The organism is Alteromonas sp. Cnat2-8 (assembly GCF_022348355.1).
GTDB lineage: Bacteria > Pseudomonadota > Gammaproteobacteria > Enterobacterales > Alteromonadaceae > Alteromonas > Alteromonas macleodii.
The window spans coordinates 151033-167622 of the sequence record NZ_JAKREX010000006.1 but is presented as its reverse complement, the minus strand read 5'-3'; the positions used below and the strand labels follow the sequence as shown (position 1 = coordinate 167622).

At 44.5% G+C, this 16590-nt stretch carries 14 protein-coding genes and 1 tRNA gene; 8 read left to right on the top strand and 7 right to left on the bottom strand.

Annotation, left to right across the window (positions count from 1 at the left end):
- Positions 1-66: 66 nt before the first annotated feature.
- Together MHN00_RS16665 and MHN00_RS16660 are read right to left on the bottom strand one after the other, a co-directional pair.
- Positions 67-143: transfer RNA gene (locus tag MHN00_RS16665), tRNA-Pro, on the bottom strand.
- A 111-nt stretch (positions 144-254) separates the two neighbouring features.
- A complete protein-coding gene (locus MHN00_RS16660) occupies positions 255-716 on the bottom strand; it encodes a YHS domain-containing (seleno)protein (RefSeq protein WP_101565029.1) in 462 nt (153 codons plus the stop codon).
- A 128-nt stretch (positions 717-844) separates the two neighbouring features.
- Here MHN00_RS16660 and MHN00_RS16655 point away from each other — a divergent pair, with 128 nt between their 5' ends.
- Positions 845-1741 (top strand): AraC family transcriptional regulator, encoded by an 897-nt coding sequence (locus tag MHN00_RS16655; protein WP_049586886.1) that lies wholly within the window; start codon positions 845-847, stop codon positions 1739-1741.
- Here the strand turns inward: MHN00_RS16655 and MHN00_RS16650 are convergent.
- From MHN00_RS16650 to apbC, 3 genes are all read right to left on the bottom strand, one after another.
- Positions 1728-3164: an SLC13 family permease gene (locus MHN00_RS16650; protein ID WP_049586885.1), complete on the bottom strand. Its 1437-nt coding sequence runs from the start codon at positions 3162-3164 to the stop codon at positions 1728-1730. The genes MHN00_RS16655 and MHN00_RS16650 overlap by 14 nt on opposite strands.
- Before the next feature lie 124 nt (positions 3165-3288).
- Positions 3289-3882 (bottom strand): dCTP deaminase, encoded by a 594-nt coding sequence (dcd, locus tag MHN00_RS16645; RefSeq protein ID WP_014976864.1) that lies wholly within the window; start codon positions 3880-3882, stop codon positions 3289-3291.
- Between the two features lie 236 nt (positions 3883-4118).
- Positions 4119-5225, bottom strand: coding sequence for an iron-sulfur cluster carrier protein ApbC (gene apbC, locus MHN00_RS16640; protein ID WP_239301846.1), 1107 nt, complete (start codon positions 5223-5225; stop codon positions 4119-4121).
- A 108-nt stretch (positions 5226-5333) separates the two neighbouring features.
- Here apbC and metG point away from each other — a divergent pair, with 108 nt between their 5' ends.
- On the top strand, positions 5334-7361 hold the full coding sequence (metG, locus tag MHN00_RS16635; protein WP_014976866.1) for a methionine--tRNA ligase: 2028 nt from the start codon (positions 5334-5336) through the stop codon (positions 7359-7361).
- A 343-nt stretch (positions 7362-7704) separates the two neighbouring features.
- On the top strand, positions 7705-8544 hold the full coding sequence (locus MHN00_RS16630) for a mechanosensitive ion channel domain-containing protein (protein WP_014949914.1): 840 nt from the start codon (positions 7705-7707) through the stop codon (positions 8542-8544).
- A gap of 187 nt (positions 8545-8731) precedes the next feature.
- Here the strand turns inward: MHN00_RS16630 and MHN00_RS16625 are convergent, their stop codons facing one another.
- The gene (locus tag MHN00_RS16625) at positions 8732-9589 is read right to left on the bottom strand and encodes a methyltransferase domain-containing protein (RefSeq protein ID WP_239301984.1); all 858 of its coding nucleotides are present in this window, start codon (positions 9587-9589) and stop codon (positions 8732-8734) included.
- Between the two features lie 84 nt (positions 9590-9673).
- Here MHN00_RS16625 and gloB point away from each other — a divergent pair, with 84 nt between their 5' ends.
- The 4 genes from gloB to MHN00_RS16605 all read left to right on the top strand — a co-directional run bounded on the left by gloB (position 9674) and on the right by MHN00_RS16605 (position 13851).
- Positions 9674-10465, top strand: coding sequence for a hydroxyacylglutathione hydrolase (gene gloB / locus MHN00_RS16620; RefSeq protein WP_239301844.1), 792 nt, complete (start codon positions 9674-9676; stop codon positions 10463-10465).
- Positions 10466-10529: 64 nt separating this feature from the next.
- Positions 10530-12194 carry a LysM peptidoglycan-binding domain-containing protein gene (locus MHN00_RS16615; protein ID WP_239220211.1) on the top strand — a complete coding sequence of 555 codons (1665 nt, stop codon included), beginning with the start codon at positions 10530-10532 and terminating at the stop codon, positions 12192-12194.
- 80 nt (positions 12195-12274) lie between these two features.
- On the top strand, positions 12275-13306 hold the full coding sequence (locus tag MHN00_RS16610; protein WP_239301842.1) for an ion transporter: 1032 nt from the start codon (positions 12275-12277) through the stop codon (positions 13304-13306).
- Positions 13307-13425: 119 nt separating this feature from the next.
- Positions 13426-13851 (top strand): halomucin, encoded by a 426-nt coding sequence (locus MHN00_RS16605; RefSeq protein WP_231514300.1) that lies wholly within the window; start codon positions 13426-13428, stop codon positions 13849-13851.
- Positions 13852-13870: 19 nt separating this feature from the next.
- On the opposite strand, the gene MHN00_RS16600 is transcribed toward MHN00_RS16605, so the two are convergent.
- Positions 13871-14305 carry an Lrp/AsnC family transcriptional regulator gene (locus MHN00_RS16600; protein WP_014949919.1) on the bottom strand — a complete coding sequence of 145 codons (435 nt, stop codon included), beginning with the start codon at positions 14303-14305 and terminating at the stop codon, positions 13871-13873.
- Positions 14306-14518: 213 nt separating this feature from the next.
- Between MHN00_RS16600 and MHN00_RS16595 the strand changes: the two genes are divergently transcribed.
- On the top strand, positions 14519-16525 hold the full coding sequence (locus tag MHN00_RS16595; RefSeq protein ID WP_239301841.1) for an arginine N-succinyltransferase: 2007 nt from the start codon (positions 14519-14521) through the stop codon (positions 16523-16525).
- The last annotated feature ends 65 nt before the right edge of the window (positions 16526-16590 follow it).

The window sequence follows — 16590 nt, the reverse complement described above, 5'->3', positions numbered from 1 at the left end:
CCCCCGTTTATGGGGTAGAGCCGACATTTGAAAAATGGATTTTTGTAAGGATATCAGGAAGATAGTTGGTCGGTGTGAGAGGATTTGAACCTCCGACCCCTGACACCCCATGACAGTGCGCTACCAGGCTGCGCTACACACCGACCGAAAGAGCCGACAAGTCTACTCAATTTCAACGACTTTGCAATGTAAAAAAACCAAATAACCGCCTAAACGATTATTTGGTAAACAAAACCCAACTAAAACGAAGCTTATTACAAGTCGTCTGCACTTACATCTTTGATTTCTGGCCATTCTTCATTCGCCTCATTTATATGAGTAGGAATGTTCTTAGCCCATGCTTTGTATACACTTTCGTCTTTATTCACATAAAGTACGCCATCAACAATTTCAAACGCTTTGCCGTTTATTTCAAATTTCTTACCAAACGTTGCGCCGTAGGCACAAAAGCCGCCGTAAGCTGGTGCGTATTTGTCTGGGTTGCTTACAAACATGTCTCTATTTTTCTGCGATGAAAATCGGTAAATAGCGTCGTTGTGGACAGCCGTTATAGTCGCTTTACCCAGCACTGGCTTACCTTCAGTAAAATAAGCTACAGCGTCGTGCCCGGCTAAAATAATTCCGTTTTCGTCGGTCTCTGTATCAACGCCAGCGAATACCGCGCCACTAGCAATTAGTGAAACTGCAAATAAACTACCTTTTAAGAATACTCTCATGCTATTTCTTCTCCACATTGGTGTTTCGAGTGTTTTCACACTATCTCTGTATAAGTTCGAAGAATATGGTACGTACTTCAGTCTTATACAAACATGCTCCAAACGCTTAAATACTTGTCCAAAACACCATGAAAAATTTAGAAAGCCTTTTTGACCAACTTCAAATAACCACCAATGTATTTCACAACGGACAATATTGCGGTAACTGGCAAATTGACACTTCTGGCACCGGCTTTATTAATTTTCACGCCGTAACTCACGGTCAATGCTACTTACACCGTAACGACGACGGCCCAGTTCTGTTAGAAAAAGGCGACATGGTTTTACTGCCTGTTGATAGCCCACACCTTTTAAGTCCTACAAAAACTCACACTTACAAAAATGTTAGCGCAAGCTCTATTCCTGTTAGCGAGAAACTAGGAGCTGAAGGCCCGGTGCTACTTTGCGGTTACTTCGAGTATCAGCACCCTTTAATGAGAGTAATAACAAAAGAACTGCCAGAATTTTGGATAATTAAAAAAGCATCAAAAGAAAGTAGAGTGCTACATGAAAGTCTGCAGTTACTTATCAGCGCGTCGTTAGAAGTGTCGGACTCAACCTTCACTTCGTCGGTTCTGCTAAACAAAATCGCTGAGGTTGTATTCCTTTTGATTGTGAAGCATTTAATGAGCAAGTACTCATCAACCTTAGGGGCTCTACTGCATCCGGCCATAGCAAATAGCCTTCAAGCGCTGCATAACGCGCCTGAACAACATTGGAACGTAGAAATGCTGGCGAGTATTGCGAATATGTCTAAATCTAACTACGCAGCAAAGTTCAAAGCCTGTGCAGGCGTAACTCCAATTAAATACCTAACGCAATGGCGCCTGCGTTGTGCCTGCACAGAAATAATCCAAAGCAACAAGCCGTTAATTACCATTGCAAACCAATATGGTTACGAAACGGAAGCTTCTTTTTCAAAGGCTTTTAAAAGAGAGATTGGCGTATCTCCTTCACAAAAGCGCGTTCAAGCTAGGCCAGCGTAACGTAACACACCCCAGTTACTACCAGTGCAACTAACACGTTTAGCACCACACCCTCTCTGGCCATAGTTTTTATGTCGAATTTTTCCGTTGAGTATGCAATGGCGTTAGGCGCTGTAGCTACTGGCAGCATAAAAGCGCAACTTGCGCTAATTGCCGCGGGGATCATCAACAACTTAGGATCTACGCCCACAGCCATACCCGCGGCCGCTAGAATTGGCATTAGTAGTGTAGATGTTGCCGTGTTAGAGGTAATTTCCGTCAAGAAGGTAACGAACAAGCAAATTCCAAGTACCAACAGAAGAACAGGAAGCGTAGAAAGTCCCGTTAACCATGTTCCCATAAGAACACTTAGGCCCGATGACATAAACGCTTTGGCAATACAAATACCGCCAGCAAACAATAACAACATGCCCCACGGAATATCGTTTGCGGTTTTCCAATCAAGCAGTTTGTCGTTGTTTCCTTTTTCGTCTACTTCACCATTATCGTTTCCGCTGTTTGTAAAGAACATAGCCGCAACACCCGCTACGGCAATAGTACTGTCACTTATCGTGCTTATGCCTATCCAAGCAGTCCAAAAAGGTCTGAAAATCCAAGCTAAAGCGACAGTGCCAAAAATAGCAAGAACACGCTTCTCGGCTTTTGTCCACGTGCCTGGGACAGGTAAATCGATGTTCCCCACTTGTTTAATACCGCGCGCTAACCATAAGGCCATAATAGGTACGCCTAGTATTACAATTGGTACGCCTGTTTTCATCCAGTCGATAAAGCTGTATTCAATACCTTGGGTTTCTTCATACACGCTCATAAAGATAATATTAGGTGGCGTCCCAATCGGTGTCCCTACCCCACCTAAGCTTGCCGAATAAGCGATACCAAGTATAAGCGCCACGCCAAATCGCGGATTGTCTACTGCGTTGATAATAGCGATAGCCATTGGCAACATCATTAGGATTGTTGCCGTATTACTAATCCACATACTGAGTACTGCGGTTGTTAACATAAAGCCCAGTACCAGTTTGAGCGGGCTGCCGCTGCCCGTTATACGCAACATGTAAATGGCGAAACGCTTGTGTAAGTTAGCACGCTCCAACCCTTTTGAAAGCATGAAAGCAGCCATTAATAGAATGATAACGTGGCTTCCGAGAGCAGAGGCAGCTTCGCTGTGAGACAACACACCAAATAACGGGAATAGCGCGAAGGGTAAAAGTGAGGTAGCGGGAATGGGGAGCGCTTCAGTCACCCAGAGCACAGCGACAAACAGCGTAATTGCTGCGGTAAAAATGATCTCGCTGGGCTGATCAATGGCCCACAATCCCAAGCCACATAGTACTGAAGCGATAAAGGCAAATAGAATTATACTGTTTTTACGTGTTGGCTTTCGTTGTAGAGTTTCTGAAGAAGGTTCAGAGTTTGTGTGCATTGCGCTTCCCGTTACTAATAGCTTTATTATAAGTGCTAGTTATTGCTCTTATATTTTCTATCAGTAATTAGCGGGAAACGCACTACGCTTTTGCGAAAAAAACGTGTTTTTAAGACGGTTTCTTTTATTTACTCTCGTCGTCTGACGAGATTCGGCTTGCAACTGCGCCTGCTTGGCCTTTGTATTTAGCGTCCACTCTTGCGTTGTACGGTTTTTCAGCTGGCGCTGACAACACTTCGAAGCTAAGCGCCCCTATTTTCATTTTAGGGCGAAGCGCCAGCGGTAACTTACCACTGTTGTAAAACTCAAGAACGATGTTGCCCGACCAGCCTGGATCTATTCGATGCGCGGTCACGTGAACCATTAAGCCCAAACGCGCAAGCGAAGAACGCCCGTCTAACCAACCTACGATGTTGTCAGGCAAGGTTACTGACTCGTGGGTAATGGCAAGCGCTAGCTCCCCAGGGTGTAGAAAGAAGGCTTTACCCTCTTCTAGTTCAATTTCATCGCTCATAACATGGTCAAGCGCTTCTTGAACCTGTGCTTTCGGCCCACTTAAATCGATAAACGGCGCTTGGTGATCTTCAAACACGCGAAATTTATTACCTAGGCGGATATCTACCGTTACACCACTTATTTGATCATAGCTGGGTGTAGGGTCAATTTTAATTTTTCCATCTTGCAGATGTTGGTAGATATCGCGGTCGCACAAGCGCATGGTGTATTCCTCATTTCGTTAGGCCGCTATTATGCGTATGTCGCCGCATGCATTCAACTGCTCAAAGGCTTGTTTTATCTGCTTTTGCGCAATTTTTATTAAGTTTATGACGAATTTGAATTTAAGCGCCAGAACTTACCTCAATTTTTCCTTTGCTAGGCATATAACTAGGCTTCAAAGTAAACTTTCTCAAATATTGCGCACCAGGTGTTAGCACTTAACCTTGCTTTATCCTTTTATTCTTTACCAACAATGCCAATAGGGTTGCCCTTAATGTGTTTAACTGCCCCTTTGCGTGGCGCGACGGTAAGGGCTAACTGCATAGACAATGCACGCGCTGCCTCGCGATAACTTTCACTCAATGTACTTTCAGGCGAGGTAATTAACAATGGCGTACCGGCATCGCCATGCTCGCGAATATGGATATCAAGCGGCAGCTGACCTAAAAGCGGCAAACCGTGACGTTCGGCCAACGCATCGCCCCCGTCTTTTGAAAACACATAATCTTTGGTACCACAGGCTCTGCACTGGTAATAACTCATGTTTTCAATAAGCCCTAATACAGGTACGTTAACTTTTTCAAACATGCTTATGCCTTTTTGGGCGTCGGCTAGCGCTAAGTCTTGCGGCGTTGTAACTACCACAGAAGCGGTAAGTGGAACTTGTTGCGCCATTGTCAGTTGGATATCGCCTGTTCCTGGTGGCATGTCTACAATCAAGTAGTCCAGCACAGGCCATAGGGTTTCATCTAATAATTGCTTTAACGCTCTGCTTGCCATGGGTCCGCGCCATACGGCCGCGTCTTCTTGGGGCACTAAGTAACCAATGGAGTTCGCCACCAGCCCATGTGACATAAGGGGCTGCATGTGCTTATTATCTTCGCTTTCAGGATGTGCATCGGGGTTGCCCAACATAATGGGAATTGATGGCCCATAAATATCGGCATCTAAAATCCCTACTTTCGCGCCTTCCTGCATAAGCGCAAACGCTAAATTAATGCTGGTTGTCGATTTACCTACGCCACCCTTGCCTGAAGCCACTGCTATGATGTTTTTAATGTTGGTGACCGGTGCTACTTCAGTTTCTCCACTCGCTACGTTTTGTTTAAACGTAAGCTGGTCATCGCCAAGCTTCCCTTTTAGCTGGTTAAGCACTTCTTGTTTAAGCGCGTCTAGCTGTGTAGCAATACAAAACGGCAAGGTAACTGTCACGCCTTCATTTTCGTTCTCTGGCTGACTAAAAGCACACCATGGCAAGGTAACTTCAACATCTAATGAAAAATACTTGGCCAAAATTACAGCAACTTTTTGAGTTGCCGGCTCTGCTTTGCGAGAAAAGAACATAAAATGCCTTACTAGTAGTAGAATTGTGTGAATTACGTAATGCAAAAAACGCGGTTTTCCGCTAGTATTTGCAGCCATTTTGAAACGCAAAGAATCAATAACGTCATTATGTCAGAAAAACGCCGAATTCTGGTAACCAGTGCGTTGCCATACGCAAATGGCTCTATTCACTTAGGTCATTTGCTAGAACACATTCAAACCGACATCTGGACTCGTTTTCAGCGCCTTCGCGGAAACGAATGTTACAGTGTTTGCGCCGACGATGCACACGGTACGCCGGTTATGCTTAAAGCCCAAGAGCTTGGCATTACACCAGAAGAAATGGTGGCTAGAACGCGTGCTGAACATCACCAAGACCTTGTTGATTTTCACGTAGATTACGACAACTACTATGTAACCCATTCGCCAGAAAACAAGGCGCTGTGTGAAGAAATTTACACCCGTTTAGATAATGCGGGCTACATCAGCAAACGCACCATTAATCAGCTGTTCGACCCTGAAAAAGAAATGTTCTTGCCAGACCGTTTCGTTAAGGGTACCTGCCCTAGCTGTGGCGCAGAAGATCAAAACGGCGACAGCTGTGACGTATGTGGCGCAACGTATAGCCCAACAGAAGTGAAAAACCCTCGCAGCGTAGTATCGGGTGCTACACCAGTGCTACGTGAGTCTGAGCACTTCTTCTTTGACCTGCCAAAATTTGAAGGCATGTTAAAAGAGTGGATCCGCTCAGGTGCCCTGCAGGAAGAAATGGCTAACAAGCTGCAAGAATGGTTTACTGAAGGTCTTCAACAGTGGGACATCAGCCGTGATGCGCCTTACTTCGGCTTTGAAATTCCAGGTGCGCCGAACAAGTTCTTCTACGTGTGGGTAGATGCGCCTGTTGGCTATATGGCTAGTTTCAAAAACTTCTGCGACCAAAACAACTTAGAGTTTGATGATTTCTGGAAAGCAGACTCAGAGGCTGAGCTTTATCACTTTATTGGTAAAGATATTACCTACTTCCACTGCCTGTTTTGGCCTGCCATGCTAGAAGGTGCGGGATACCGTAAGCCTACTGGCGTAAATATTCATGGTTTCGTAACGGTGAACGGCGCGAAAATGTCAAAGTCGCGCGGTACGTTTATTAAAGGCCGTACTTACCTTGACCACCTGAACCCAGAATATCTGCGTTACTACTTTGCGTCTAAGTTAGGCGACGGTGTTACCGACATCGACCTTAACTTTACTGACTTCGCACAAAAAGTGAATTCAGACTTGGTAGGTAAAGTGGTTAACATTGCAAGCCGCTGTGCAAGCTTTATCACTAAGCGTTTCGACGGCAAATTGTCTGACAATGTGATTGAGCCAGAGCTTATTGCAGAGTTCCAAAACGCGTCAGAGAGCATTGCTGCACTATTTGAGAAGCGTAAGTACCACCAAGCCGTGCGCGAAATCATGGCCCTTGCTGACAAAGCAAACCAGTTCATTGATAACAACGCACCTTGGGTAACCATTAAAGACGAGACTAAGCAGCAGTTCACACACGATGTGTGCTCGCTAGGTATCAACATGTTCCGTCTGTTGGTGATTTACTTAAAGCCTGTACTGCCAGTACTTGCAGAAAAAGCAGAAGAATTCCTAAACGACAAGTTCGACTGGAATTCACTGCAAACCCTATTGAAAGGCCACGCCATCAACAAATTTAAGCCGATGATGCAGCGTGTAGAAATGGAGAAAATCGACGCCATGGTTGAAGATTCAAAAGAAAGCCTAGCGCCAGCAGCACCGGCAATCGACCCAGACAGCCCGCTTGCTAAAGACCCTATTAGCGACACTATCTCGTTTGATGAGTTCGCCAAAGTAGATTTACGTATTGCGCGTATCGCTAAAGCTGAACACGTGGAAAAAGCCGATAAGCTTCTACGCTTAGAGCTAGATTTAGGCGGCGAAACCAAGCAAGTTTTTGCAGGTATTAAGTCGGCCTACTCGCCTGAAGCCCTAATTGGTAAGCACACAGTAATGGTGGCGAACCTCGCTCCTCGTAAAATGCGTTTTGGCATGAGTGAAGGCATGGTATTAGCCGCGGGCCCTGGTGGCGACGAGCTATACATTCTTGAGCCGCACGAAGGTGCAAAGCCTGGTATGCGTGTTAAGTAAGCTGTAAAGCGCCCCCTTAAAAGTAAGGTGACATTCAGCGCTATAATGCGACGGGATGTCACCTTTTTTATTGGGCGGTCAAAGCAGCGCTTAGATTTATAAAGCAAAAATCATATAACCAGAATCAAGGTGCAAGCACGTAACTTGGTATGCTAATAAGCCTTATCATCCTACACTCCTCACTCACTAATTACTTACCCACTCACTAACCTTATCTGCATAAGGCAAATCGGCTAGAAAATTCTTGTCAAAAAACAGCGCAGTTCCGTTCGGTTTGAATCAAGGCGATCTAACCCTCTTTTTTTAACGTAATCAACGTGGTTAATTAATAAAAGAGGTATTTATGGAAGATTTCTTCGGGACTAATATCGATTTATCGGAATTAACCGAAAAAGCTATTTCACTGGTGATGACTTACACCCCCAAATTATTATTGGCTATTCTTACTTTGGTGGTGGGCCTTTGGTTAGTGAATCGTTTTGTAAACCTATTAGATCATCGGCTAGGTAAAAAGGACCCCACGTTAAATAAGTTTCTGTGCGGACTTATTAGTGCGGTGCTAAAAGTAATGCTGTTGATTTCAGTTGCCTCAATGATAGGTATTGAAACCACCTCATTTATTGCCGTCGTGGGTGCTGCAGGTTTGGCCATTGGTCTGGCACTACAAGGCAGCCTGGCGAACTTTGCTGGCGGTGTACTAATACTGATTTTTAAACCCTTTAAAGTGGGTGACACCATTGAAGCAGAGGGTCATTTAGGCTCAGTGTCAGAGATACAAATTCTTTATACTGTACTTAACACTTTTGACAATAAGCGCATTGTTATTCCCAATGGCAGCCTATCTAATGCCACGTTAATTAACGTTAGCGTGTATGATAAACGCCGTTGCGACATGACATTTGGTATAGGCTACGATGACGATATCGATAAAGCAAAGAAGGTGTTGCAGCGCCTGTTCGAAGAAGATGAGCGCTCGTTAACCGACCCTGCACCAAGGATTTGTGTAGGCGGATTAGGCGATAACTCAGTCGATTTGATGTTTAGACCGTGGGTCGCCACAGATGACTTGTGGCCTTACTATTGGGATATGCAGGAAAAAGTTAAAAAAGCTTTTGATGAAGAAGGCATTAGCATCCCATATCCACAGCGAGATGTGCACCTCTATAAAACGAGTGACGACTAACGTCTCAGTTGGGAGATAGCAGTCTATGCTATCTCCTATTCCCCTTTCAAACTTGCGTAAAAACGCGAAAGCCATCCGTTTTAGTTACAACATCTTGGTAAATATAGAAGATGGTTAGCGTCTGTCGCTGCTTTCAAGTTAAGAGCTTGGCGTGCTCTCTTTGCACATGGCATACACATTAACAATACTAGCGCAGCGTGCGATTCATCGTAGAGGTCCTTACACTGGCGCCCACCGCCGAAAAACGCGGCTTCAAATTGCGTTTGGGTTTTATTGCGGTCATGGGTATAACCCGCTTTTTCGCGAGTATTACGTACACCGCACTGCACCATGGCAAATAAGATGCTAAATAGTCTTGAAGCTTAACCGCCCCTTTCCATTTTTGTTGAAAAAAGAGCGTTGAAAACATCACTTGACGTTGTTCAACAATTTCAAATCCCAGCAGCTGAAGCCAATCTTTAATGCGATAGGACGTAAAAAAGCGTGCATCGTGTAGGATATTTCCGCGCTTAACAGGTAGAAATTTGGCAATTCCGGCGAGGCTTAAGGGGTTAAAGCCACTTATGATCACATAACCGTTTTGTGTAATAACGCGGTCTACTTCTCTTAATATTTCGTGAGGGTCTTGTGCAAAATCTAATTCATTAGCAAGTAGAAAGCCATCAATGCTGTTTTCGGCGAAGGGTAAGCAGTGCGACTGCCCCACTACCGTGTTTTCTCTACTTATTTTAGGTTCGCATTTATCACCGCCTAACGATATACCCGATGCATTGTGATTGGGAAAGGCCTCTTTCGCTTCATTGTGGTGTGGCTGCTCGCTAGCTAGGTCATTAAACGGAACGTGATTGATGTGGTGTCGAATTGGGCTGGTATCGAGATTTATATCGGCGCTTAGCGAGCCTAGTTTGGCAAAGTGGTACCCAAAAATTCGCTCAGCATAATCGCTACAAACTGCATTGACCGCATGTCGAATGTGCTCTCCGGCGGGGAAATCATTCCAATTTGTAGGGTAACGTGGCGGTTTGGCTTTAAACGCCGATCTCATTAACACTGCGCGCTCTTAGGTTGCTCTGCTCTTCACAAGTCCCTATAGTAACGCATAATTCTACCTACACAAGCAGGTACTCTTATGACGGCAGAAACACTTCCTTCAGGCGTAGCCATTCATCCTATTCCCGCTTTTACCGACAATTACATTTGGTGTATTTATAACGAGAGTAGCGCTATTGTTGTCGACCCAGGTGATGCTGAGCCAGTGCTGGCCTTTATTAAAGCCAAAGGCTTAACGCTAAGTGCAGTTCTCATCACTCATCACCACAGAGACCACACAGGTGGTATTGCTAAATTAGTATCTGCAGTACCAGATTTGCCAGTTATTGGCCCAAGAGGCAATCACATAAGAGGAATAACTAAATCTGTTTCTCAAGGCGATACTGTCTCGCTACCTGTTTTTAAAATGGCGCTGCAAGTAATGGAAGTGCCAGGTCATACCCTTGATCACATTGCTTTCTTCGGGCATGGCGCATTGTTTTGCGGCGACACGTTATTTTCAGCAGGTTGCGGACGATTGTTTGAAGGTTCGCCAGAGCAAATGCATCATTCACTGAATAAGTTAAAGCGACTGCCCGACAGCACGAAAGTGTTCTGTACACATGAGTATACTCAGGCTAATGTCCAGTTTGCTTTAGCCGTAGAGCCAGACAATAAGGCGCTGTGTGACTACGCACAGTGGGTGGCAGAAAAACGCGCTCAAGGTCAGCCTACACTACCTAGTAATCTCAAAGAGCAAAAAAACATAAACCCATTTTTACGGGCTCATGAACTTTCTGTGAAAACTGCTGCCGAAGCCTATTGCGAAAATAACCTGGCTGACGATGTAGCGGTATTTGCTGCAGTTCGCCGCTGGAAAGATGAGTTTTGATGCAAAAGTAAGCCGATTATCGTAACATGGTCGGTTTGCAGTGCTCCACGAGGTTTCTTCATATATGCAGTTGAAGTTTTTCCCACTGTCGCCACTGATATTGGCGCTAGGTTTAACGGGTTGTCAGTTAACCGATAATAATAACGACAATGCACAATTAGAAAGTAACGAAACCGCTTCACTAGAAGCGTGCAGTGAAATTCATAACAACGAAGAAGCCATTTCTGATTGTGAAGTTGCAAGAGACGGCGTTATTGATGTTGTTCACCCCAATGATGATACGCTAGAAGAAGGCGCTGAGCTTACTGATACACCGGATATGCATACGCAGGCGGTCGTTACTGACGTATGGGAACGTGCAAGCGCGAATTTCGCCTTACCTATCCCTGACGACAAACGCATTAGCGCACAGCGTAAATGGTACCTGAAGCACCCAGAGTATATGGCTCGCGTTGTAAAACGTGCCAAGCCTTTTCTTTATTACATTACCGAAGAAATTGAAAAGCGCGACATGCCGATGGAGCTTGTGCTTTTACCAATAGTAGAAAGTGCTTTTGATCCCTTTGCTTATTCCCATGGCCGAGCGGCTGGTATGTGGCAGTTTATTCCTGGCACAGGCAAGCGCTTTGGTATGCAGCAGAATTGGTGGTATGACGGACGTCGAGACGTTGTTGCTTCAACACAAGGTGCACTTGACTATCTAACCTATCTAAACGAAATGTTTGATGGTAATTGGCTGCACGCACTTGCCGCCTACAATAGTGGCGAAGGCCGCGTTCAAAGGGCTATTAAAGCTAACAAACGCGCGGGTAAACCTACCGACTTTTGGAACTTAAATTTACCCAAAGAGACACGTGCTTACGTGCCTAAATTGCTTGCACTGGCTGATATTCTAAAAAATAAAGATGAATATGCGTATGCGTGGCCTGAAGTTGAGAATGTAGCGGTTATCGAAGTGGTTGATATCGGCTCACAGGTCGATTTAGCGTTTGCCGCCGAACTTGCTGGTATGTCTTTAAAAGAACTACACGGGTTAAACCCAGGGTTCAATCGTTGGGCAACGTCACCAGAAGGACCACATAGATTAATACTTCCCCTTGATAAGGCTGCTGCGTTCTCTCAAGCTCTGGCTAAAATTGATCAAAAAGAGCGATTGAACTGGGTGCGCCACTCGGTGAAGCCCGGCGACAGCTTAGGTAAAATCGCTAAGCAGTATCACACCACAGTGAAAGTTCTTAAAAAAGTGAATGAGCTAGACTCGTCCATGATCCGCGTGGGTCAAGCGATAATGGTACCAGTAGCACTTCAAGAACTGGACAGCTACACATTATCTCAGGAACAGCGTCTAGCCAGCTTGCAGAACGGCAACACGTCTAAGCAAAAAGTACGTCATACCGTACAATCTGGTGATACGCTTTGGGATATTGCCCGTAAGTACAATATAGGCACTAAACAATTAGCTAAATGGAACGGTATGGCCCCTGGCGATATGCTTCACCCTGGCAAAACCTTAGTTATCTGGCAGGAAGGTAAAGCGCAAGACGGTGTTACCAAAAAAGTGACCTACACAGTAAGAAATGGCGATTCGTTGTCTCGTATCGCCAGCAAGTTCAATGTTAGAGTAAGCGACATAGGCAAGTGGAACTCACTTAATACTAAGCGCTATCTACAACCTGGTCAGAAGCTAAAACTTTATGTAGACGTAACAAGGTTGAACGCATCAAGCTAACCTTTAATACTTGAAGTTCAATATTGTTCATGCCTAACTGCATTTACGTTACGCTTTAAGTCAGAATACAGGATAAGGAAATGCTAAGAATTAACCGAGAAAATTTGCGAAACAGTCATGAAACGCCTTGGTTAATCTTAGATTTAGTCATGTTAGGTATACTTTTTGTGAACCTAACATGGCTCATTTTCGATGCCTTATACGCCACCGACTTTGTCTATGGTCTATTGGGCACGTATTTTCCCGCTTTTCTTAGTGCTTACGATCCCGTTCACAACAACTTTCTGTTGGTCGACTTGGTGTTTATCGCCATTTTCTTCAGCGAATTTTGCTTCCGGTGGGTTGTAGCTATTGTGCGTAAAGAACACTTACGCTGGTACTTTTTTCCGTTTTTGCATTGGTACGATATCATAGGTCTAATCCCTACTGGACCTACCCGCCTATTTCGTTTCTTGCGCATATTTTCTATTTTGCACCGCCTGCACAAATTCGAAATCATCGACTTAAATCAAACCGCGGTCTTTCGCTTTTTTGCGTTTTACTACGATGTATTTGTCGAAGAGTTAAGCGACCGAATTGTTGTAAAAGTGCTCAGCGATGCGCAAAAAGACATCTCAGCAGGTTCGCCTTTGTTAGACGATATCAACGCACAGGTACTGGCCCCCCGCCGTCCTGTCATTACCCAATGGATGGCTGGCGTTATCAACCATTTAGGCCAGTCAATTCAAAGCGAAGAGCACGGCGAGGTGATACGGGAGCACGTGCGCAAGAGCGTGGGTAAAGCGGTGAGAAGTAATGCACAAGTTTCTTCCCTGCATTACCTACCTGTTATCGGCAAAACCATTGAGAATACGTTGGAAGAGTCAGTCACCGATATCGTGACCACATCGCTAGTTAACCTGTTAAGCGACTTAGACGCAGAGCGCATCGACCATTTCATTTCAGTCGGCATGCGCGACTATACCCCTACCGCCGATGCACTTGATAAAGAAGTACTTAACGTTGTAAACGAATGCTTAGAACTGGTGAAAGCGCACGTTGCACAGCAGCGTTGGAAGTCACATCTCACCGAAAAAGAATCGGCAATCCCCACTGGCAAGCCCGAAATTTAATTAATTTGCAAAGCGATAGAGTCAAGGTGAACGCTAGCAGTATTCTGTTCAGCCACTGTTCATACAAATAAGCTAATATAAAGTCCTTACGAATATAATTATAACGATTAGAGGGACTTATGATGAAAATTAAACGCTGCAGAATGTTCAGCCGCTCATTTAACCACGCAATACTTGCAAGTTGTATAACGGCGTTTGCTTCAGGCTGCATGGTGATCTTGCCGACCTCTTCTATTTCCACCAACCAAGAACCTGAAAAAATAGTTGAGCGCATTGAATACAATGCAAACCGATGCTGGTCCACACTGCATCAGCCAATCCATAGCGATATAGTCGTAAACACGTATACAATACAAAACGGCTACAAACTCACGGCCAGTCGTAAAGAAGGGAGCACCCCGCAATATCCTTTTTTACACGTCACCGTTACCCACTCAACCTACGGCAGCGAGGTATCTGTTCGAGAAGGTGAGTTTAACTTGGGCACAGACTTAAATTTAAGTGATGATGTAAATCGATGGATAAATGGCGACAATAGCTGCTAAGACTGATAAGGCGTACACACTATTTTTCAGTAGTAGACAGAATAATACTCGTCTCACTATTAAGCACGCCTTTAACGCCGCGCACTTCTTTTAAAATGCCATCTAAGTGCGCGAGACTTTCGGCGGTTATAACAATAAGTAAATCCCAATTTCCGTTTGTAGTATGAAACCGCTCAACACCATTCACCTGCCTAAGTTTACTAATAAGCTGTGTTGTACTAAGCCCTTCAAGCTCGACTGACATAAGAGCTTTTATTTTGTCTGGTTGCAGCTGCTCGTTAACACGAATAGTAAAACCGTCGATCACCCCCGAATTTACTAACCTGTCGATTCGTTTTTGCACCGTATTTCGCGATAACGAGAGGACTTCAGCTAGCACGGTTACAGGTGTTCGCGCATCGCGCTTCAATATATCGAGAAGCTCGCGATCTTTCGCATCTAAATCTACATACATGGTCGTTTCCCCAATAGATAAACAAATCGTCGAGTCATTAACGCATTATCCAAGACTAATTAGCGAAAAGCATAATGATAAAACAATTGAGCATTATGCTTAAACTAAATAACAACTTGCAACACCTTGAGCATGGTTAAGTGAATTCGCCAGAGAATAAAATACACGCTCTTTTCAGTGGAAATATTTCAGCTAAGGGCTGTAGGACGTTATATGCAAGCCAGTCACATCAAAAACTCACGATTAACTACACCAAATTCCGTTTTAATGGTACGCCCCTGTGCCTTTCGCCCCAACGAACAAACAGCCAAAGACAATAGTTTTCAGAAGCCCCTTGTATCGACGGGAAAAAATAGAGCGGAAATATCAAAAAATGCGTGTGCGGAATTTGATGAGATGGTTCGCACTTTACGTATGAACCACATAACGGTAGAGGTGTTTGAAACAGAAGGGGAAAACACGCCCGATGCCGTATTTTCAAATAATTGGTTAAGTACACATCCCAACGGTTTGCTTGTCACCTACCCTATGTACTGTGAAAACCGCCGAGCGGAGCGTCGTGACGATATTGTCAGTTATCTGCAGCAACACTATATCGTACAGCAAGCTAAAGATTTATCTTTCCTTGAAGAAGACGGAGATATTGTTGAAGGTACAGGGGCTATGGTGATCGACCATGTAAACGCGCTAGCCTATGTTTGCCTATCCCAACGAGCCAATAAGAGAGCTGTAATGTCGGCGTGTAAAGCTATTGGTTTAACGCCTATATGTTTTAGCGCCTTTGACACTGCTGGTACGGCGATTTACCACACCAACGTAATGATGTGTGTGGGCAGTGATTTTGCCATTGTTGCTACTAGCATGATAGAAGAAAGCGACAAAAATGTGGTGCTTTCAACACTTAAGGAGACGGGTAAAAACGTCATCGAAATTAGCGAAGAACAAGTGAACAGTTTTGCCGGAAACTGCCTAGAGCTTTTGAATAGCAATGGAAAACGTTTATTACTTATATCAGACACTGCTTTTAGTTCAATGAACGAAGAGCAACTAGCTTTACTACCCAGCGATCTTACTTTACTTCCCATCGCAGTGCCTACTATTGAAATGGGAGGAGGCTCCGTTCGCTGCATGGTCGCGGGTATTCACCTTGAGTGTAAAACGATTGGCGCTGAACAAACTACGACTAATAACATCAGCTTTGACACCCGCGTGAGACTAGCAAAAGGTGATGACTTGGAAGGCTTGCTTGCGTTAGCTGAAGCTGCATCGCCAGGTATGACAACCTTCCCACCGGATAGAGCAACGCTTGATAACAAATTAAAGCGTTCCATTAGAGAAGAACAAAAACTTATGCGTCAAGAGCGTCCAGACTACCTTTTGTTTGTATTGGAGGACCTTCGAACTGGCAAGCTTATTGGTACATCTGCAATTTTTGGTGAATTAGGAAAAGAAGACAGTTTTTATAGTTACAAACGAGAAAAAGTCGCACAGCGAAATAAATCACTAGGCGCACACTACACCCATGACATACTGCACCTAAGTCACCATTTTGAGGGTTACGCGGAAGTGGCATCGCTCTACTTACTGCCTGAATACAGAAAACACTTCAACGGAAAACTACTTTCAAAAGTACGCTACCTTTTTATGGGCTTACATCAGCATGTATTTCCAAAGCAGGTCATGGCCGATCTACGAGGCTATGTAAATACGCATGGGGACTCGCCTTTCTGGAATGCCGTCGGACGTCACTTTTTTCCTATGACATACGCTGAAGCGGATTTATATGGCGCCGTAAATGGAAATCAATTTATTGCTGATTTAATGCCTAAACTTCCGCTGTATGTAAATATGTTACCCAAAGAGGCTCAGTTGGCTATTGGTAAACCACATAACGACGGCCAACCCGCTATGGCAATGCTTGAAAAAGAAGGGTTTAAATTCACGAACTACATCGATATTTTTGATGGTGCGCCAAGTATGGAAGCTGAAGTTTTAAGCCTAAAAACTGTCAAATCAACAAGGCAAGTAAGAATAAAAGTTTGCGAAGGTACTAAGCGTGTCACCGAGAGTAAAATGACGCTTGTCGCCACGTTGAGCCAGCCTTTTTATGCAATGATGGCAGAAACCGAAGAACAAGACGAAATAGCTGTTATCTCTCGCAAAACAGCACAAGCATTAAACGTTAGCTCGGGAGATACCATCTTACTTTCAGATGTTTAGCCTCGTGCGTATATCCAAAAACCGCTGTTCAATGACGAAAACTCGGTGTGCGCTTTAAGCTTAAC